Source organism: Pedobacter sp. B4419, from assembly GCF_059693725.1.
On sequence record NZ_JCASSL010000001.1, the window covers coordinates 1,546,138 to 1,563,017 of the forward strand.

Consider the following 16,880-nt stretch of genomic DNA (forward strand, 5'->3'; position numbering starts at 1 on the left):
CTAGCTTGCGCTTTTGAGCTGTTCTGCCAATACTTCGAGCAAAGCATCGATATCGAATGGCTTTGGTACCACCTCGTCTGCACAAACTTCTTTAACTTTTTGTATTTGCGGGTGTGTAGAAAGCACAATCACAGGAATATGGCTGGTTTGTTCGGCTGCCTTAATCTGTCTGCAAAGCTCAGTACCTTCGATGGTTGGCTTTACAATATCCAATAGGATGGCATCTGGCTGGAAAATGGTGATATGCTCAAATATGTTTTTTTCATTGGCATACAGGCTTGCCTCATATCCTTCTTCCTCCAGTATCAATGAGATCATCTCAAGAATGTCCTTATTGTTTTCTACAACCAATATGCGCTTTTTCATTTAGGTGATAAATTTTGCGTCTAAAGATAAGCAATTCTAATCTTAGCAAAACAAATTAAATAAGGTTTATTTTGGCAGTTCTGGCTGCCTGTCTTTCCATGGTAGGGTAGTAATAGACTGCAAAAATGCGATGACGGCATCTCTTTCGCCTTTGCTCAGCCTTAAGCCTCGTAAAAGCTTGTCGTTTTTAGGCAATAAAGGATCTTTTTCCTGTTCTGGTTTTACCCTTTGTACCGGCATGCCCACATTGTACATGTTCATAATGCCATCCATATCGCCAAACAGGCCGTTGTGGAACCAGGGTCCGGTACGCATGACGTTGCGTAGGCTTGGCGTTTTGAACTTGCCTACATCTTCTGCTTTTTTGGTTACATTGTATAAGCCCAGATCTTCGTATTTGCGGCCATAATAGGTGAGGCCCACGTTATGGAAATCGTTATCGGTAAATAAGGGGCCATTGTGGCAGTTTATACAACGGGCTTTGGTTCTGAACAGGTGCAAACCTACTAACTGCTGATCGGTCAAGCTGTTTTTGTTGCCTTCCAGAAACCTGTCAAAATCAGTTTTTCTGCTGACGATGGTACGCTGAAAATCGGCCAGGCTTTTAAAAATACGCTCAGTGTTGATGTTGTCGTCGCCAAATGCAACCGTGAACAGCGTTCTGTAGCCCTTAATTTTCTTCAGCTTTTTAGGCAACACCTTCATGTCTTGGTGCATTTCGATATTAGAAGTAAGCGGACTTTGGGCCTGATCTTCTAGGCTGTTGGCTCGCCCATCCCAAAATAGGCGCTTATAGAACCAAACATTTTCTAGTGAAGGTGCATTACGGGTATTGCTGGCATGATCATGACCAATAGAAACCTCACGGCCATCGGCCCAATTGAGATCGGGTGCATGGCAACTTGAACAAGAAATTTGGTTGGATTCAGAAAGTCGTGGATCGAAGAATAACAAACGGCCCAAATCAACAATTTTCTTGATCGAATCATTTTTTAAATCGATGGGAGAAGGAGGTAAAATACCCAGTTCAGTATATTTTACGCCTGAATCAACCGTTGGCTTTGGCCATTGGTCTGGCGATTTGGAATAGATTTTTCTTAGAGAATCAGGAGAAATGTCATCACCTATTTTAAATTCGGTAGACCTGAACGACAAAAACAACAAAAAAGCAAGGGTAGCACTTAAGCCGAACAGAGTCTTCTTCATGGCATCAAAAATACAGATTAAAACAGAATGGTTTTATAAAATTGTAATGCTTTTAATAGGTTAGAGGTACATGTTTATACCTAAGTGAAATACAGATCTGTTGCCGTTGGGAACAAATGTTGGATTTAGATCTGTTCTTAGTTCTTGTTTCAATTGGTTTCGGTAATCTAATTGAAAGTATAAGCCAAATTGCTGATTTTTTATCAACTTAGATGAAATATATTCAGCACTAAACTCAGAACCGATGCTTTTGCTGTTAAAATAGTAATAATCGGTAAACACTACGTTTCTTATAAATTCTGTTAAAGAGTTGTTGTTATATTTTAACGTTGTATTTAATGGCAAAAGATAATATGGCGAAAGAGAGAGCTTAAAACTGCTCTGTGCATCTATTTTGTAATAGATTTTGCCGTTCAAGCCAATTTTGAGCTGCTCATAAGATAAGCCGTCTGCCTGACCCAAGTCTTGTTTGTCGTTCTGGTTGTAAGCAAAGGAAAATCCGAGTTCTTTTATAGTTTTTTTGTGCTTGTCCCAGAGATATCCGTAAGAACCGTTCAAGTTGAATGCGTTTACCCGATAGTTTACTCGGTTTAAACTTCCCGATGTTTTTAGATTTCCATCGAAACCATCATTGTACGCAAAATCCAAAGCGATTAACTGATCGCTTTTTTCCTCCTTTTTTCTACTTAGCAGGAGTGATCCGGAGAAGGTATTCAGGTCAAAAATTCCGATTGTTCTAAATCCAGAAACTGTTCGACTTCTATCATAGTTTTTGTTTTCAAAAAGCTCATATTCAGCTGAAAATTGAATATCCCAATCATTTGATTTGAAGGCATATTGAATGCCAGCTCCTTTATAGTTATCATATTTGTAAACATTGCTGGTGTCTTTGATTTTTGAACTGCCATATCCGTATTGCATATAATGGATACGGTCTGGATAAAGCAGACTTTCTTTAAAATTGCTGTTTTTATAAGACAAAGAAACTTGCTCATCTGCTTTTCCAACTATGCCATAAAATCCAAAAGCATGTTTTTGAGTTTTATAGGTTATGCCTGGTTTTACCTTGAATATAAATCTATTAGAACTTAATCTGGGATCTATAGTGCCATAACTTTCGTGTTTATGATAATCTAGGTTTATAAAAGGCGACAAATGATCATTAAAAGCAGCATAGCTTATAGACGTTTTGATAATATAGTTTTGACGCTTATAATCGCCGCTTTTATTGGCATAAGGATAAAAGGTAGTGAAATCTTCGAGATTGTTTTTTTGTCCGTTGGCCAAGCTGTCTTCAAATGATTTGTTAAACTCGAAGCTGCCGGCAATTCTAAACTTGCCCAATATATTAAAGCCTTGGGCAAAAAACTTAGGCAGATTTACGTTGTAAGCCTCTTGCGCCCTTCTCAGCCCTCCGCTTTCGTGTTTGAAATCCAATTGTAAAAAGCCATAACTCGTTACCTTATCTCTATTTGCAAAAGTAGGAGACAACAACCTGTTTTCGATCAGTTTTTTATCCTGGTGAAAGATATAAACAGAATCTCTTCCGTTCTGTGCATAAACTAGAACGAAAGAGAAAAATAAAATAAAAGCTATGGCTAAAAATTTCTTTAACATGATTTCTTATTGGGCAAAAAACGAAGCTTCGTCTTTATAAGGATTAGCCTTTGTTGACACTCCAAAATCTGCTCTTGAATTGTTAGTGTCCTGTAAAATGCGTCGGCCAGCTACCGTTTTTGCTGTTTTACGAACAACAGACTGACCTGAATAAGGTCCGGCTGTAATACCTATAGCGCCCGAATCGTAGGCTATTGGTAACCTTCTTGGTGTTTGATCGGCAGAAATAATTGCTTCTATTTCAACAGCATCAATGATAAATTTTGCAGGTAATTGCGGATATAAGGTTGTAGATGAAGTTACTGTAGTAACCGTTGGAATAGCGTAGGCGGGAAGGTTGTTTAAGTCTATTGTTTTATCAACCTTTAATATGGCGAATGAATTATTGCCTTGCGGATTAAGTACCATATCCCTCATGCCTGTTGCAAAAAATGTTTCCATATTAGGTACATTAGGGTTACGTATATCAGTTCCAAACATAGATCTGCCTGGTTGTATTTTTTGTTCATAAGGATACAGCCAAACTTCGAAATCAGCATTTGCTAAATTGACTGTCAAATCAGGATTAACAGTGCCACCTACAGTAGTGCCTGGTGTATTGCTTGCATAAGGTTTAGTATGGTCAAGTGCTGTTTGTGCAATTACAATACTTTTTCCAGGCAGCACTGGATATTTTTTGCCAGTGCCATCACTCGGGATCATAAATATTGCTTTTGCATAGATATAGTCATCGTTTGCATTGCCAGTATATTTAATTCCTACAGATTTGCTCCAATCGTACTGATTATTTGGCAGAGAATAATTATCTGTTGCCTTGCTTGTCTTTCCATAAACTACGGCTACTAGTAGGCTATCTGCATATAAGGTTTCTGAAGTATTATTGTAGATTTCAATAAATTGATCTCTGGTAACAGCTCCTGTATTTACATTGGAGCCAGCATAATATACTTGCTTGATTACAAAACCGCCAATTACTGTACTATTAACTAAGGTAATCTTTACATTGGCATCACTAAAATAAGATTGGTTATCCAACGAATAATTGAGATAATAATCATCTTCTCGTGCTGTACCTGTCAAGGCAGTAAATTCTGCAGGGGTAATTTTTAATGAAACATTGATGCTATAGCTACCTGGTGCAATGCTTTCTATCGCTACCTGTCCTTGGTGGTTCGATTTTAATGAGTACTTGCTGTTATTCGCTTTGTTGATCAAAGTGATTTCTGCTTTCTCATAAGGCACTTCAAACCATACCTTGGTAGGATCTACACTGAGTTGGACATTGATATTGACAGGTTGTGCCTCGTCTTTATTTTTTTTACAGCTGCTTGCAATGACAGCCGCAAAGAGAATGAGTAATAACGGTAATCTTCGTTTCATAATGATATAATTAAAGTTTAATAGAAATCCCTCCAGTTACGCTTAACGGCGAACCATAAACTATTGTTGATGACACACCGGTATCTGGATTGGTATAACTGTATTCTGGACGGGAATTAAATGTATTGTAAGTGGTTATCGCGATTCTGATTCGCTTACTGATTTCTTTTGCAACAGATACGGAAAATACTGCGTAAATCAGTTTCTGGTCAGTATTGGTCAAGCTCAGGTTTCTAACCGGTATTGGATTAGGTTGTCCCTCAACGAGGGATACCGGTTGCATGAGCTGATCCAAATAGCCAACTGCAGGCTGCAATTTGTCGGTGTATTGAGAACTTGCCCTATTGGCCCAATAAATGTCGGTGTTGGTCATCACCACAAAGCCTATTTTTGGAATATGCGTTGTCGTGTTCAGTTTACTGGTAATTACATATTTTGTATCCCTTGTAGTAGGCTGGTACAAAGCATAGTTGATGCTTTGTCCGTTTATTGAAACCGGTGTGGCTAAAGGATCGATTTCTAAGGTAGGATCCGTTTCTTTAGAAATGATAAACGATGTACTGGTCGATATACTGGTGTTAATGGCAGGTATCTTGTTGAAGGATACGCTCCAGTCGGCACCATAGCTATCAGAACCTTTCAGGTTGCCTATTTTATAATATGAGCGGTCATAAAAATTGGTAAAAGTTCCATTTTCATGATAGACGATTTTCTGCAAGGCAACGTCATAGTTATAGTCATAGTTAGGCAACCTAATTGGCTGATATTGTTTTACAGAACTAAATCCATTTGTATTGCCTTTATAAAAAGCATTTAACCGTGAACTGAATGTCTTGTTGCTATAATTTACCGTAAACTCTGCTTGCGAAGATTTGCTTGGTTTTAGATCTGGATTGGCGCTCTGGATTTTTTCGGTATAAACCAGATATAGTGCCGTTCCATTTGATTGTGCAAAAATAAGCGGAATATCTAACCATGCTGGAGGAGGGTATCGTTGTGCCAATGTTGGCGATTTTGAAGAAATGCCATAAGCTAAACCAATATTCCAATGGTCGTTTAACATTACCTGTGTACTTAGCCTAGGTTGTATAGATAAGGAACCATTTTGCGAATCGAAACGAATACCCAAGTTAGAGCTGGCTTTCTTTCCAAAAATCTTGTGTCGGATATTGTCAGTAAAGTAAATACCCGAATTGAGCGTTGAAGGTATCAATTCAAACGAGTAAGGACGAATATTGGTGCCGCTCACATTTACAAATCTTGGTCGCTCAGGGTCATAAACAATGCCTTTGCCTCCATTGTTGCTATAGCTGGTGTTAAAACCATAAGTTAAGGTATGGTTCGTATTGCCTATGCTCAACAAAGTGGTTAATCTTAAATTTCCACTCGCAGTAATAGGCTTTCCAACAATTTGTTCCATGGCCAGGTATTGCCCACCTAGAACTATTCCTTCATAAATTCCAGTAGTGTCCTTTGCGGTATAAGGCTTAGGTGACTGATTAAGCACTTCTTCCGAATAGCTTTCCTGGTCTGTTTGGGAATAGGATAATACTAGGCTTATATTGTTCAGATATTTAGTACCCACTTTGATATCTGTGGTATTGGAAAGCCTTACGCCAGCTTGTTTAGAGAAGTACTGCTGCTTTCTGCCGTCGTCAGGGTCAAGTTTAACTTCGTCTACTTTGCGGTCATAATCAATACTGAATTTGTTTCTAATTGATTTGCTGACATTATATTGCCAACGCATCGAAGCCGAGTAGCGCCTATACTCTTGAAAGTCGTCTGTTGGGTTGCTGTTTGAAACAGCGTAATTAAAATCCGTTGTTAGGCCACCAAGGTTATAGGGGAGTTTAAAACCTTTATCTAACGAATAATTGGTGGCTCCGGCATTAAGATTGGTAGTAAATTGAAGTGGTGATTTACCGACCTTTCGGTCAATGATAATAGCGCCATCGGTTAACTCTCCATATTCTGCTGATGCAACTCCCTGTATTACTTCAATTTTTTCGATTGTTTCTACAGGAATTGCCCTTAAATCGATACCTTGAAAGGGAACATCCCCAGCAAAGCCTCCGTTTGTAGCAGGCAATACCGAACCTCCCATGCCACGTTGCGTAACAGGCCTCGATTGCATGTTCGCATCATTAGAGAGCCTTACGCCATCTATTATAATCGGAATACCTAATGAATTGTTAAGGTCGTAGCTGCCACCGAGTGTATTTCTTAACGTAAGCGTTTTTGGCGAATTGATATTCGGAGCCGTCATCTGTTTTCCTGGCAAGGTGTTTAGTACATCGATTAAACTGAATGCCTGAACCCTTTCTATAGCTTCTTCGTCAAATGTGATAGACGAAATGGAGTTTTGACCTTTGTAGGTAGAACTTACCTGTACTTCTTTGAGTGTAAGGCTGCTTTCAACTAAAATGATTTCGATGATATTGGCAAAATCTTTTTTTTCAATGATTTTTTCAACCGATTTCTTGCCAACAGAAGTCACCTTGATACTGATTTGGTTAAGATTGGATGGAACTGAAATGCTAAACTTTCCCTTGTCGTCGGTTATCGAATACAGTTGCGTTTCTTCGCAGAAAATACTGGCAAATGCCAAATATTGGTTTTTGCTATCTCTTACTGTCCCATTAAGCACATAATTTTTGTGTTGTGCACATAACAATAAACTATTAAATAGTAGGCAAGCAGAAAATATTAAAATATAAACCTTCTTCAATTTAGACTAATTCTAATTTCGGCGCAAAGATGTAAAAAATCTGAACGCCAGACAAGCTATTTAGAATAATTCTTAATTGATGTTTGATTTGTTACAGAAATGTAGCTCAGCTGCTTTATGAGTTAACCAACAGCTTCGTGCGGTGCTGAAACCTAAAAAACAAGAGGATAGAAGCTGTTAACAAACCGATCGTTAAACCGTACCAGATTCCCTTAACGCCAATGCCAAGGTAAATGCCCAAGAAATAGCCTACCGGAATCCCGATGATCCAATAAGAGAGAAAGGTGATGAAGGTTGGGATATTTACATCGCCAACGCCACGCAGCACACCCAAGCCTACCACCTGCGTACCATCGAACAATTGGAAGAAACCGGCAATGATCAAAAGCTGTGCAGCAATTTCAACCACGGCAATATCTTTGGTATAGATATAAGGCAAAATAGAGCTGGCTAAAACAAAAAGTAGGGCAGTACAGCCCATGAAGGCCAATACCACATGGTAACTGGCTATAGCTGAAGCACGCAAGTTAAAAAGATCTTTTTTGCCAAGATAATTGCCTGTTTTAATGGTAGCTGCCGATGCCGTTCCGCTAGCAATCATATAGGTGAAAGCGGCGAGGTTAATGGCAATCTGATGTGCGGCCTGTGGCGCTGCGCCGAATGTGCCAATCAAAATAGCTGCGCCACTAAAGGCACTTATCTCAAATACGTACTGCATAGAAACCGGAGCGCCAATTTTAATGATTTTCTTGCTTCTTACCTTATCAATAAACGACCATTTGAATTTTTGGAGGTACTTTTTAAAGTGCTTAGAGTTCAATACATAGTAAGACATCACTATAGCCATTAGGCTACGATCAACCAGCGTGCTCACACCAACACCCTTTACACCCATGGCTTCGATACCAAACATGCCTCTAACTAGTATAATACCCAAAACAATATTCAAAAGGTTGCCAAATATCGAAATGAACATCGCCTGTTTGGTAAAGCCCAAGCCCTCGGCAAACTGCTTAAAGGTTTGGAATATCATCAACGGAATAATAGAGATAGACAAGAGGCCCAAATAGGGTTTGGCATATTTAACCACCTCAGGCGATTGACCCAAATGATCGATGGCTGCAAGCGTGCCAAAGTGCAACAAGCTATAGAGAATTATCCCCGATAAGATATTAATCAGCAGGCTATTAGATAGCAATCTTCCACACTCTTCGTGGTTTTGTGCGCCGTTTTCTTTGGCAATCAAAGGCGTTAAGCCATATGATATGCCCAAGCCCAAAACCAGGATCAACGTAAACAGGCTATTGACCAAAGAAACAGCTGCCAGCTGAACCGTTCCGGCAAACTGGCCCACAATAATGCTATCGGCCATATGTACCAGCATATGCCCAATCTGCGATACCACAATAGGTAAGGCCAAGATCAGGTTGTCTTTGTAATACGGCTTATATTTGGTGTAGAGGGCTTGTAACATGGGGTTACAAAAGTCGGGTTTTTATCCCACAACTCAGCCCTGTTATTGTCAAATTATTTCAGTTCGGTTGCGGTAAAGTATTCTTCTTTTTCTGAAGTATGGGGTAAGATCACTCCCGTTAAAATAAGACTTACGATGATCCGTTGCGCTTTTTTGTAGGCGCTGCGCGTAAGTTTGCTGTATTCTTTTAAGGTAATGCGTCCATGTTCTTCCAGGTATTCGAGCAGTTTTTTCTCGTGGTCCGAGTAGGAGATCAGTTGTCCTGTTTCCTTGTTGTCTTGCTTTAAAACATCTACAATAATCTTGCTGGCCAGAATGCTCTTGTCTTTCACCCTAAAATAGACCCACCACTTTTTGTTTTCATCCATGGCGTAATGGGGTTTTGAATCGCTTTCGGGTATGTCTACCACCAGCACCACCTTATCATCGATATATACTTCTTCAAATTTAGGTTCGATGGCAGGTTTGCAAAACTGGTGTGCTGCCTTGTTGATCATGTATTTTTCTTCTTCTTCGGCTTTTACGCCTTTAATGGCGCCATCGTCGGTAACGCCGATCAACAATTTGCCACCTCTGTTGTTGGCAAAGGCCACCAGGGTTTTGGCAATCTTTTCGGCATTGCTGATGGTTTTTTTAAAATCCAAGCTTACGTTTTCGCCCTCTAGAATTAGTCTTTTGATATTCATAACCTAAGCTTTTAAATATTAAATGGCCACTTTTTGTTTTTCGCCTGGAAATTTGGTGCGCAAGTATACTTCATTCTGTACCGTGGCACAAAGCTCGCCCTGCTTATTGTAAAGTTCCATTGGATAGGATTTGACAAACTTTCCAGTGGTATTGAGTGCTGTTTTTGCTTCTTCAATCATCTCATCGCTAACCACCAATGTGAAATAGAGGCTGGTTAAACCGGGTTTGAGGTATTGGATAGAAGCGCTTTTGAGCCAAACACGTACCTTAAATCCGCTGCGCTGCATCAGCTGGTCGAAAAGGATGGCATAAAAAGGATCGGTGGCTGCATATATAGAGCCACCAAAAATAGAGCCATTGTAGTTTCTGTTCAAGAAGCTGTTGCTGATCTTTACATCAACGCCCCTAAAGCCCGGATGGAACCTTTTGACCCAAATTCGCTGAAAAAATAGTGGCGGATACAAACACAAGGCCCATTTAAGGGTTCGCTCTGAAACTATCATGATGGTTAAATATGCTAACAAATTAGCTAATTAGCAAATTGAAAAATTAGCTAATCGGTAAACTTTTTGTAAATTAGGTCATGCATATTTACGACACCATGAGTGCAGCCTTGGCAGATCTTGACCAACGCGGCTACGAGTACGATTTTAACCTGGCCGACGACGGCATTGAATGTAAATCATTAGACCTGCGCCTGATGCCCGAAGAATTTGAAATCGATGAGGTTTATCGCTTTGAAGGAATGAACGATCCAGCAGACAGTTCGGTCATCTATGCCATTTCTTCGCCTGTTGGCAACCTAAAAGGCGTATTGATCGATGCCTATGGTGCCTATTCTGATAGCATTTCTCCAGAATTGTTGAATAAGCTTAAAGTGCATCACGATTAGAATTAAATGGTTCTATTGTTAAATTGTTGGTCTATCTAATCGTCACCCTGAACTCGATTCAGGGTCTCTCTCGAGAAGACACCGAGACAAATAGAATTGCTAAAATATTATGATTGATAATTTAACACCAAAGCAACAGCAACTTGCAAATTTCATGAGCGACATTTCAGAAGAATGCTATTCTGCTGGATGGATGAAAGATCTAGAATATGTTTTGTGGCGTGCCATGATTGATGGGGAACGAAAATATGGTCACGCAAAAATTTCCCTGCAAAAGATAACTCAATTAAAATCAATGTCTGAAGACTGTAATTCGTGGATTTATTTTGATGAAGAAACCGGAGAGAGAGCTATAAGTATTGATGATTGGAAAAAGAAATTTGCAAGTATTGCTCCAACTTTAAATTTGGCAAATCATTAAATTAGTAAATTTTTGATGTTGATACTGATTAACCAATTTAGCAATTCAACAATTAACAAGCCTAACAAATCAACTTGTAACCCATTCCGCGTACATTTATAATCTGTACTTTTTCATCATCCTGCAGGTGCTTGCGCAAACGCGTGATGAATACATCCATGGTGCGTGTATTGAAAAAACTATCGTCACCCCATAAAGAAAGCAGGGCCATTTTTCGTTCGGTTAACCTGTTTTTGTTTTTGTAGAGCAACCAAAGCAATTCGGCCTCCCGATGCGAAAGCTGTACAGTGTTGCCTTTAAAAGAAAGCTCCTGTTTGGGATGGTTGAACACATAATCGCCGATTACAATCGATTCGGCAATGGCTTTATCTGCCCTTGATGTTCTTTTCAGCAATTCGTCTATGCGCAGAAAGAGTTCTTCCAAACTAAAAGGCTTTTTCAGGTAATCGTTGCCGCCGCTTTGGTAGCCTTCTATCACATCGGCAGTAGCGGTCTTGGCGGTTAAAAACAAGATTGGCACCAATTCATTGCTTTGCCTTATTTGCTTGGCCAAGGTAAAGCCATCGGTATGGGGCAACATCACATCTAAGATCAACAAGTCGAATATGCCATTCTGAAAGAGACTATAGCCTTTTTTTCCGTCTGCTGCATGGCTCACCACATAACCCTTCTGTTCGAGGCTATCAGTAATTACCTTGGCCAAGAAAGGTTCGTCTTCTACCAACAATAGTCTTTTGTTTGCCATTAGCTAGGGAGTTGAATGACAAAGATACTGCCATGGGGTTGGTTATCCAGTACCTTAATGTTGCCCTTGTGTTGTGCAATTACCTTCTGTACATAGCTTAAGCCCAATCCGTAGCCTTTAATATCATGTACATTACCTGTTGGAATGCGAAAAAATTGACCGAATATTTTGGCCTTAAATTCCTCGGCAATACCAGGGCCGTTATCTCCAATGAAAATATTAATACATTTATCCTTAATAAGATAACTAATTGTAATTAAAGGGTTTGAGGAAGTATTATACTTGATGGCGTTTTCAACTACGTTGCTCAATGCCCTGAACAAATGCAACTGATTGCCCTTAATTGCCAATTCCGCACTAGTCTCCAATAGGATGTGGGCGTTTGTAGGTAAAGCTGTCGAATCGATCACCTCAGTCAGCAGCTCCCTTAGTTTGATTGTTTCGTCTGTTGGGAAGGCAATTTGCTCCAATTTGGCACTGCCCAATATCTCTTTGGTTAAACGGGTAAGTTTCTTGGTTTGGTAAAGGATAATATCAAGGTATTTGTTTCGTGTTGCCGGGTCTTGGTCAAACTGCTGCATGGCTTCTGCGGTAATCTGTATAGACGAAAGCGGTGTATGTATTTCGTGCGTCATGTTGCTGATGAACTGATTTTTCATGGCTACCAGCTTGCTTTGGTTAAATAGCGTTTTAATGGTATAGTAGAAGCAGAAAATGGTAATGCCAATCAACAGAAGAGAACTGATGATCAGCCATTTCATTTCCCTGAGGTAGTAAGTATTCGGATTTTCTAAACTCGCCCAAACTATTTCTTTTTGATGAGGCCCTCTTAACGACGCATTATTTTTTTGTGTCAGAAAATAGCCTTTGGTTGCATATTTTGGGTTGAGCGTAAAAGGCGAAAAGATTTCTTTTTTGCGAAGTTCCTTTTGGTACAGGGCAGCTAAATGATTAACGTCCAGTTTGTTTCTTTCAAATTCTTTGGTTGTGCTATCGCCCAGACCTTGGGTGTAGAAATAAATAACGCCGTCTTTCAGGTCATCCCTAAACTGGTTTTCGGCAAAGTGATTGATAAATAGGGTTTTGGCTTTTGGCGTTATTTTTTTGAGCTTTTCCTTAAACATGGTTATACCGATATGGAAAAACTTTGCTTTTCTGGAGGTATCTTCCAAAAAACGTGGATGTACATCTTGAACAGTAAAAACGGTATTGCTATCTCTATTGTTGGTGTTGCATTCAATGCGGACAAAAGAAGTATCTGCCAGCCACTTCTTCATCTTCAAAACAATTTGGTCTTGCCTAAATACTATTTCCTTTTTGATGGCTATTTCTAATGCACTGTTGGCATCTCTTTTAAAATTATGCACGGTTGTTTGATAGTTCTGATAGTTCCAATAGAACTGCAGGCTGGTAATTCCCAACACACAGCAGCTCATTAAAACCAAAGCCCAAACTATTTTTTTCTGCATGCTACAAACATAATACTCATTTTATTAAATCGGCCTTCAGTTAACACTAATTAACTTTACTTAACTGCGCTTAACCTGCCTCTGTGTTTTTTAGCCTCATGTTTGTGAAAGATAAATCCATAAACAATGAAGAAGATAATTTTAACTGCACTGCTATTCTGCAATTATGCCTTTGCGCAAGTCAAAAATGGCGAACAGGTACCGGCAATCGAATTTGGTCCGCTCTTAAATGCCCCATTAAAAAGCGTTAAGCTGAGCCAACTGAAAGGAAAGATAGTACTGATTGATTTTTGGGCAACCTGGTGTTCGCCCTGCGTAGCGGCCATGCCACATTTACAAGCGCTTCAAAAAAAGTTTAAGGGCAAGCTACAAGTGGTATCGGTAAGCAGCGAAACAGCAAAAAGAATCAATCTTTTCTTAAAGGTTAGGCCCTCTAACTTATGGTTTGCCATTGATACCGGCGAAACGTTGAACGCTTTATTTCCGCACCGGACCATTCCACACGTAGTTTTAATAGATGCAGCTGGCAAGCTGATTGCCAATACCAGCGCTGATGAGGTAACGGAGGCCCTTATCGAAAAATTACTTAGAAAAGAAACCGTAAGCCTCAAAGAGAAGTCGGATAACATGACCAAGGATTTTGTAAAGGAATATTTTTACGCGAGCGATACCGTACAATCTCGATTGCTCATCCAGCCACAAATCAAAGGCGGCCCGAGCATGCAACGCCGGTTTAATGGTGATTCGGCATTTGCAGGACGAAGGCTCACTATGATTAATCTGCCATTGGAAAGCATGTACCGCATTGCCTATGGCGGTTTGGCTTATGGTAGGGTAATGGCCGAAACAAGAAAGGATATACAGCAAAACGATGAAGTATTCTGTTTGGATCTCATTACAAAAACGCCTGAAGAACTGCTTCCGACCCTCAAAAATGAATTATTGAAACGCTTTGAACTGCAGGCAAAGCTAGAGAAGGTACAAAAGCCGGTGTATATCCTCAAAATTGAAGACCAAAACAGGGTGAACCAAATTCAAAAGAACCCAATGACCAAAAAAGGAGCTTACGGTGGTGGATCGGGCACATTTTCTGGAGAAGGAGTGGTCTTCGCCGACATTGCGGGTTACCTGGAAGATTTTGGAGTGGTAGCGCTACCAGTGGTCGATGAAACAGGTGTTGATGCCAAGTTCAATATCCAATTGGTTTATCAGCCAGAAAATCCAGCAACATTGACCAAAGCTTTGGCCGAACTGGGCCTGAAACTTGAAAAAGGAGAACGAAAAATAGATATGCTCAGCTTATACAAATAACCAGGTAAAATGATGAAAAAGATAATTTTAATAGTGTTGCTGTTGATCAATAGCGCCTATGGCCAAATTAAAAATCAGGAACAGGTACCCAATTTTAAATTGGAAACCATTTTAAACGCGCCCATTAAAACTGCCAATCTGCAACAATTGAAAGGCAAATTGGTGTGGATAGAGTTTTGGGCCACCTGGTGTGGCGCCTGCATAGAAACGATGCCACATTTGCAACAGTTGCAGGCGCAATACAAAGACAAATTGCAGATAATTAACGTAACGCAGGAAACAGCAACACGTACCAAGCAGTTTATGAAAGCAAGGCCTTCTAAATTGTGGTATGCCATTGATACGGCCGGAAAATTAAGCGAGTTGTTTCCGCATCGCCTCATTCCTCATAGCGTACTCATTTCGCCTGATGGCAAACTGATTGCAGCCACCAATCCCGAAAGCATTACCGGGAAAGTGATTGATAGCTTATTGGCCAATCAGCAGGTACATTTGCCAGAGAAAAAAGACAACTTGACTGCCGATTATATCAAAACCTACTTTTTTGCTGATGATAGCGTAAAAACCAGGATAGTGATCCAGCCTGAAATTAAAGGCGGACCAGGCATGATGATGACTTTTGCCGATCATCCTGCATTTGCAGGCAGAAGGCTGACTTTTATTAATGTAGGTCTTGGTAATTTGTACAGAATGGCTTTTGGCGATTTTAATTATGGCAGAACCATAGATAAAACAGGCGCAAAAGAAGAAGATCGGTACTGTTTAGATATCATTACATCAACCAAAGAGGAACTTTTGCCTGCATTAAAAACTGAATTGGCCAAAAGGTTTGGTTTAAAGGCTAATATCGTGAAGCAAAACAAAGAAGTGTACGTGCTCAAAATTGTAGATGAGAAGAAGTTTGCAGGCATTGGCAGAAACACTTCGGGCAAAAGAACCTATTTCTCTATGCATGGCAAAATAGACCAGCAAAGTATCACCATGACAGATTTTGCAGATTATTTGGAGAGCTATGGCGTTTACAAATCGTTGGTTATAGACGAAACAGGCAATACCGAAAAGCTGGACATCAAGTTCTCTTTTCAGCCAGAAAAACCAGAAACGCTCAACAATATTTTAAAGGACATGGGTTTAGCTTTGGAAAAAACAAATCGGGAAGTTGATTTCCTTGTTCTCGAAAAATAACAAGCTATAAAAGACTTGCGAAGTTTTCAAACAGCGTAGCCTTCAAGTTTACCATTGAAAACAAGGATAATTAAAAGTTAAACTTCGCAAGTCTTATAGCGTTTTATTGGTTTTTTTTGTAGTTTAATCGGCTCAAACTAAACCATATGAACGAAGTTGCCAAAAACAAGAATTTAGTATTGCTGATCGTCGTAGCCGCACTGGGCTACTTTGTAGATATTTATGACCTGATCCTCTTTTCGGTAGTAAGGGTAAAAAGCCTAACCAGTTTGGGTGTAGCCAGTGCAGACATGCTGGATGTAGGTACTACGATTATCAATGCACAGATGTTTGGTATGTTGCTCGGCGGCATCTTATGGGGTATTTTGGGCGATAAAAAGGGCCGTTTAAGCGTATTGTTTGGTTCAATCATCCTTTACTCTTTGGCCAATATCGCCAATGGAATGGTGACTTCGGTTACGGCTTATACCATTATCCGTTTTATAGCAGGCGTGGGGCTTGCTGGCGAGTTGGGGGCAGGTATTACCCTGGTTACCGAAAGCATGAGCAAGAAGAATAGGGGTTACGGAACGATGATTGTTGCTGGAGTAGGTTTGTTTGGTGCGGTAGCCGCCAAGCTGATCAGTGATATGTTTACCTGGCAACACAGCTATTATATTGGTGGCGGCATGGGTTTGGCCCTGTTGCTGTTACGTGTAGGCTTGGCAGAATCCGGCATGTTCAAAGAAACGAAAGACTCCAATGTACAGCGTGGCAACATGTGGATGCTATTTAATAATGCCGGACGATTTAAAAAATACCTCTGTTGCATATTAATTGGCTTGCCTTTATGGTTTGTGGTGGGCGTGCTCATTACTTTCTCGCCAGAGTTTGGCAAGGCCCTCAATGCAAGCGGAGTTTTAAATGCAGGCGAAGGCGTAATGTATTGTTATATAGGTATAGCCGTGGGCGATATTGTTGCGGGTTTCTTATGCCAAATGCTTAAATCGAGGAAAAAAGTAATGTTTATTTTTCTCGCCTTAACAGCAATTGCTGTCGCGATTTACTTAAAAGCCGAAGGCCTTAGTCCAAAAACATTTATTTGGCTCAGCCTTTTTTTGGGCTTTGCCTCTGGCTATTGGGCCACTTTTGTAACCATTGCCTCAGAGCAGTTCGGTACCAACCTAAGAGCTACCGTTACTACTACGGTGCCCAATTTTGTAAGGGGTTCGGTGGTATTGGTTACCTCGTCGTTCTTGTTTTTGAAAACCCACCTGGGTATTTTAGAAAGTGCCTTGATTGTGGGTGCGGTTTGTCTGGTGATTGCATTGATCGCGTTGAGCCAGCTCAAAGAAACTTTCCACAAGGATTTAGACTATGTAGAAGTTTAGAGATGAGCTTAGATTTTATAGCCACAGAT

At 40.2% G+C, this 16,880-nt stretch carries 15 protein-coding genes; 5 read left to right on the plus strand and 10 right to left on the minus strand.

The annotated features are described in order from the left end of the window. The 8 genes from AC570H_RS06225 to AC570H_RS06260 all read right to left on the minus strand — a co-directional run bounded on the left by AC570H_RS06225 (position 1) and on the right by AC570H_RS06260 (position 9,961). Positions 1-366, minus strand: coding sequence for a response regulator (locus tag AC570H_RS06225; protein WP_497352802.1), 366 nt, complete (start codon positions 364-366; stop codon positions 1-3). A 66-nt stretch (positions 367-432) separates the two neighbouring features. After that, a complete protein-coding gene (locus AC570H_RS06230; protein WP_497352804.1) occupies positions 433-1,572 on the minus strand; it encodes a cytochrome-c peroxidase in 1,140 nt (379 codons plus the stop codon). Positions 1,573-1,632: 60 nt separating this feature from the next. Next, positions 1,633-3,189 carry a DUF6850 family outer membrane beta-barrel protein gene (locus tag AC570H_RS06235; protein ID WP_497352806.1) on the minus strand — a complete coding sequence of 519 codons (1,557 nt, stop codon included), beginning with the start codon at positions 3,187-3,189 and terminating at the stop codon, positions 1,633-1,635. Positions 3,190-3,195: 6 nt separating this feature from the next. Continuing rightward, the gene (locus tag AC570H_RS06240) at positions 3,196-4,569 is read right to left on the minus strand and encodes a DUF4876 domain-containing protein (RefSeq protein WP_497352808.1); all 1,374 of its coding nucleotides are present in this window, start codon (positions 4,567-4,569) and stop codon (positions 3,196-3,198) included. 10 nt (positions 4,570-4,579) lie between these two features. Next, positions 4,580-7,216, minus strand: coding sequence for a TonB-dependent receptor (locus tag AC570H_RS06245; RefSeq protein ID WP_497352810.1), 2,637 nt, complete (start codon positions 7,214-7,216; stop codon positions 4,580-4,582). Positions 7,217-7,412: 196 nt separating this feature from the next. After that, a complete protein-coding gene (locus AC570H_RS06250) occupies positions 7,413-8,771 on the minus strand; it encodes an MATE family efflux transporter (RefSeq protein WP_497352812.1) in 1,359 nt (452 codons plus the stop codon). 53 nt (positions 8,772-8,824) lie between these two features. After that, positions 8,825-9,457, minus strand: a complete 633-nt coding sequence (locus tag AC570H_RS06255; protein ID WP_497352814.1) for an AlbA family DNA-binding domain-containing protein — start codon at positions 9,455-9,457, stop codon at positions 8,825-8,827. Between the two features lie 18 nt (positions 9,458-9,475). Beyond that, positions 9,476-9,961, minus strand: a complete 486-nt coding sequence (locus tag AC570H_RS06260) for a DUF4442 domain-containing protein (protein WP_497352816.1) — start codon at positions 9,959-9,961, stop codon at positions 9,476-9,478. An 80-nt stretch (positions 9,962-10,041) separates the two neighbouring features. Here AC570H_RS06260 and AC570H_RS06265 point away from each other — a divergent pair, with 80 nt between their 5' ends. Continuing rightward, positions 10,042-10,350: a phosphoribosylpyrophosphate synthetase gene (locus AC570H_RS06265; RefSeq protein ID WP_497352818.1), complete on the plus strand. Its 309-nt coding sequence runs from the start codon at positions 10,042-10,044 to the stop codon at positions 10,348-10,350. 109 nt (positions 10,351-10,459) lie between these two features. Next, a complete protein-coding gene (locus tag AC570H_RS06270; RefSeq protein ID WP_497352820.1) occupies positions 10,460-10,771 on the plus strand; it encodes a hypothetical protein in 312 nt (103 codons plus the stop codon). Between the two features lie 61 nt (positions 10,772-10,832). On the opposite strand, the gene AC570H_RS06275 is transcribed toward AC570H_RS06270, so the two are convergent. Continuing rightward, the gene (locus AC570H_RS06275; protein WP_497352822.1) at positions 10,833-11,516 is read right to left on the minus strand and encodes a response regulator transcription factor; all 684 of its coding nucleotides are present in this window, start codon (positions 11,514-11,516) and stop codon (positions 10,833-10,835) included. Then, positions 11,516-12,985, minus strand: a complete 1,470-nt coding sequence (locus tag AC570H_RS06280) for a sensor histidine kinase (RefSeq protein ID WP_497352824.1) — start codon at positions 12,983-12,985, stop codon at positions 11,516-11,518. The genes AC570H_RS06275 and AC570H_RS06280 overlap by 1 nt, the downstream gene beginning before the upstream one ends. 126 nt (positions 12,986-13,111) lie before the next feature. Here AC570H_RS06280 and AC570H_RS06285 point away from each other — a divergent pair, with 126 nt between their 5' ends. The 3 genes from AC570H_RS06285 (at position 13,112) to AC570H_RS06295 (ending at position 16,851) form a co-directional block, all read left to right on the plus strand. Then, on the plus strand, positions 13,112-14,296 hold the full coding sequence (locus AC570H_RS06285; RefSeq protein WP_497352826.1) for a TIGR03435 family protein: 1,185 nt from the start codon (positions 13,112-13,114) through the stop codon (positions 14,294-14,296). 9 nt (positions 14,297-14,305) lie between these two features. Continuing rightward, the gene (locus AC570H_RS06290; RefSeq protein ID WP_497352828.1) at positions 14,306-15,481 is read left to right on the plus strand and encodes a redoxin family protein; all 1,176 of its coding nucleotides are present in this window, start codon (positions 14,306-14,308) and stop codon (positions 15,479-15,481) included. 146 nt (positions 15,482-15,627) lie between these two features. After that, positions 15,628-16,851, plus strand: a complete 1,224-nt coding sequence (locus tag AC570H_RS06295; protein ID WP_497352830.1) for an MFS transporter — start codon at positions 15,628-15,630, stop codon at positions 16,849-16,851. Positions 16,852-16,880: the final 29 nt, after the last annotated feature.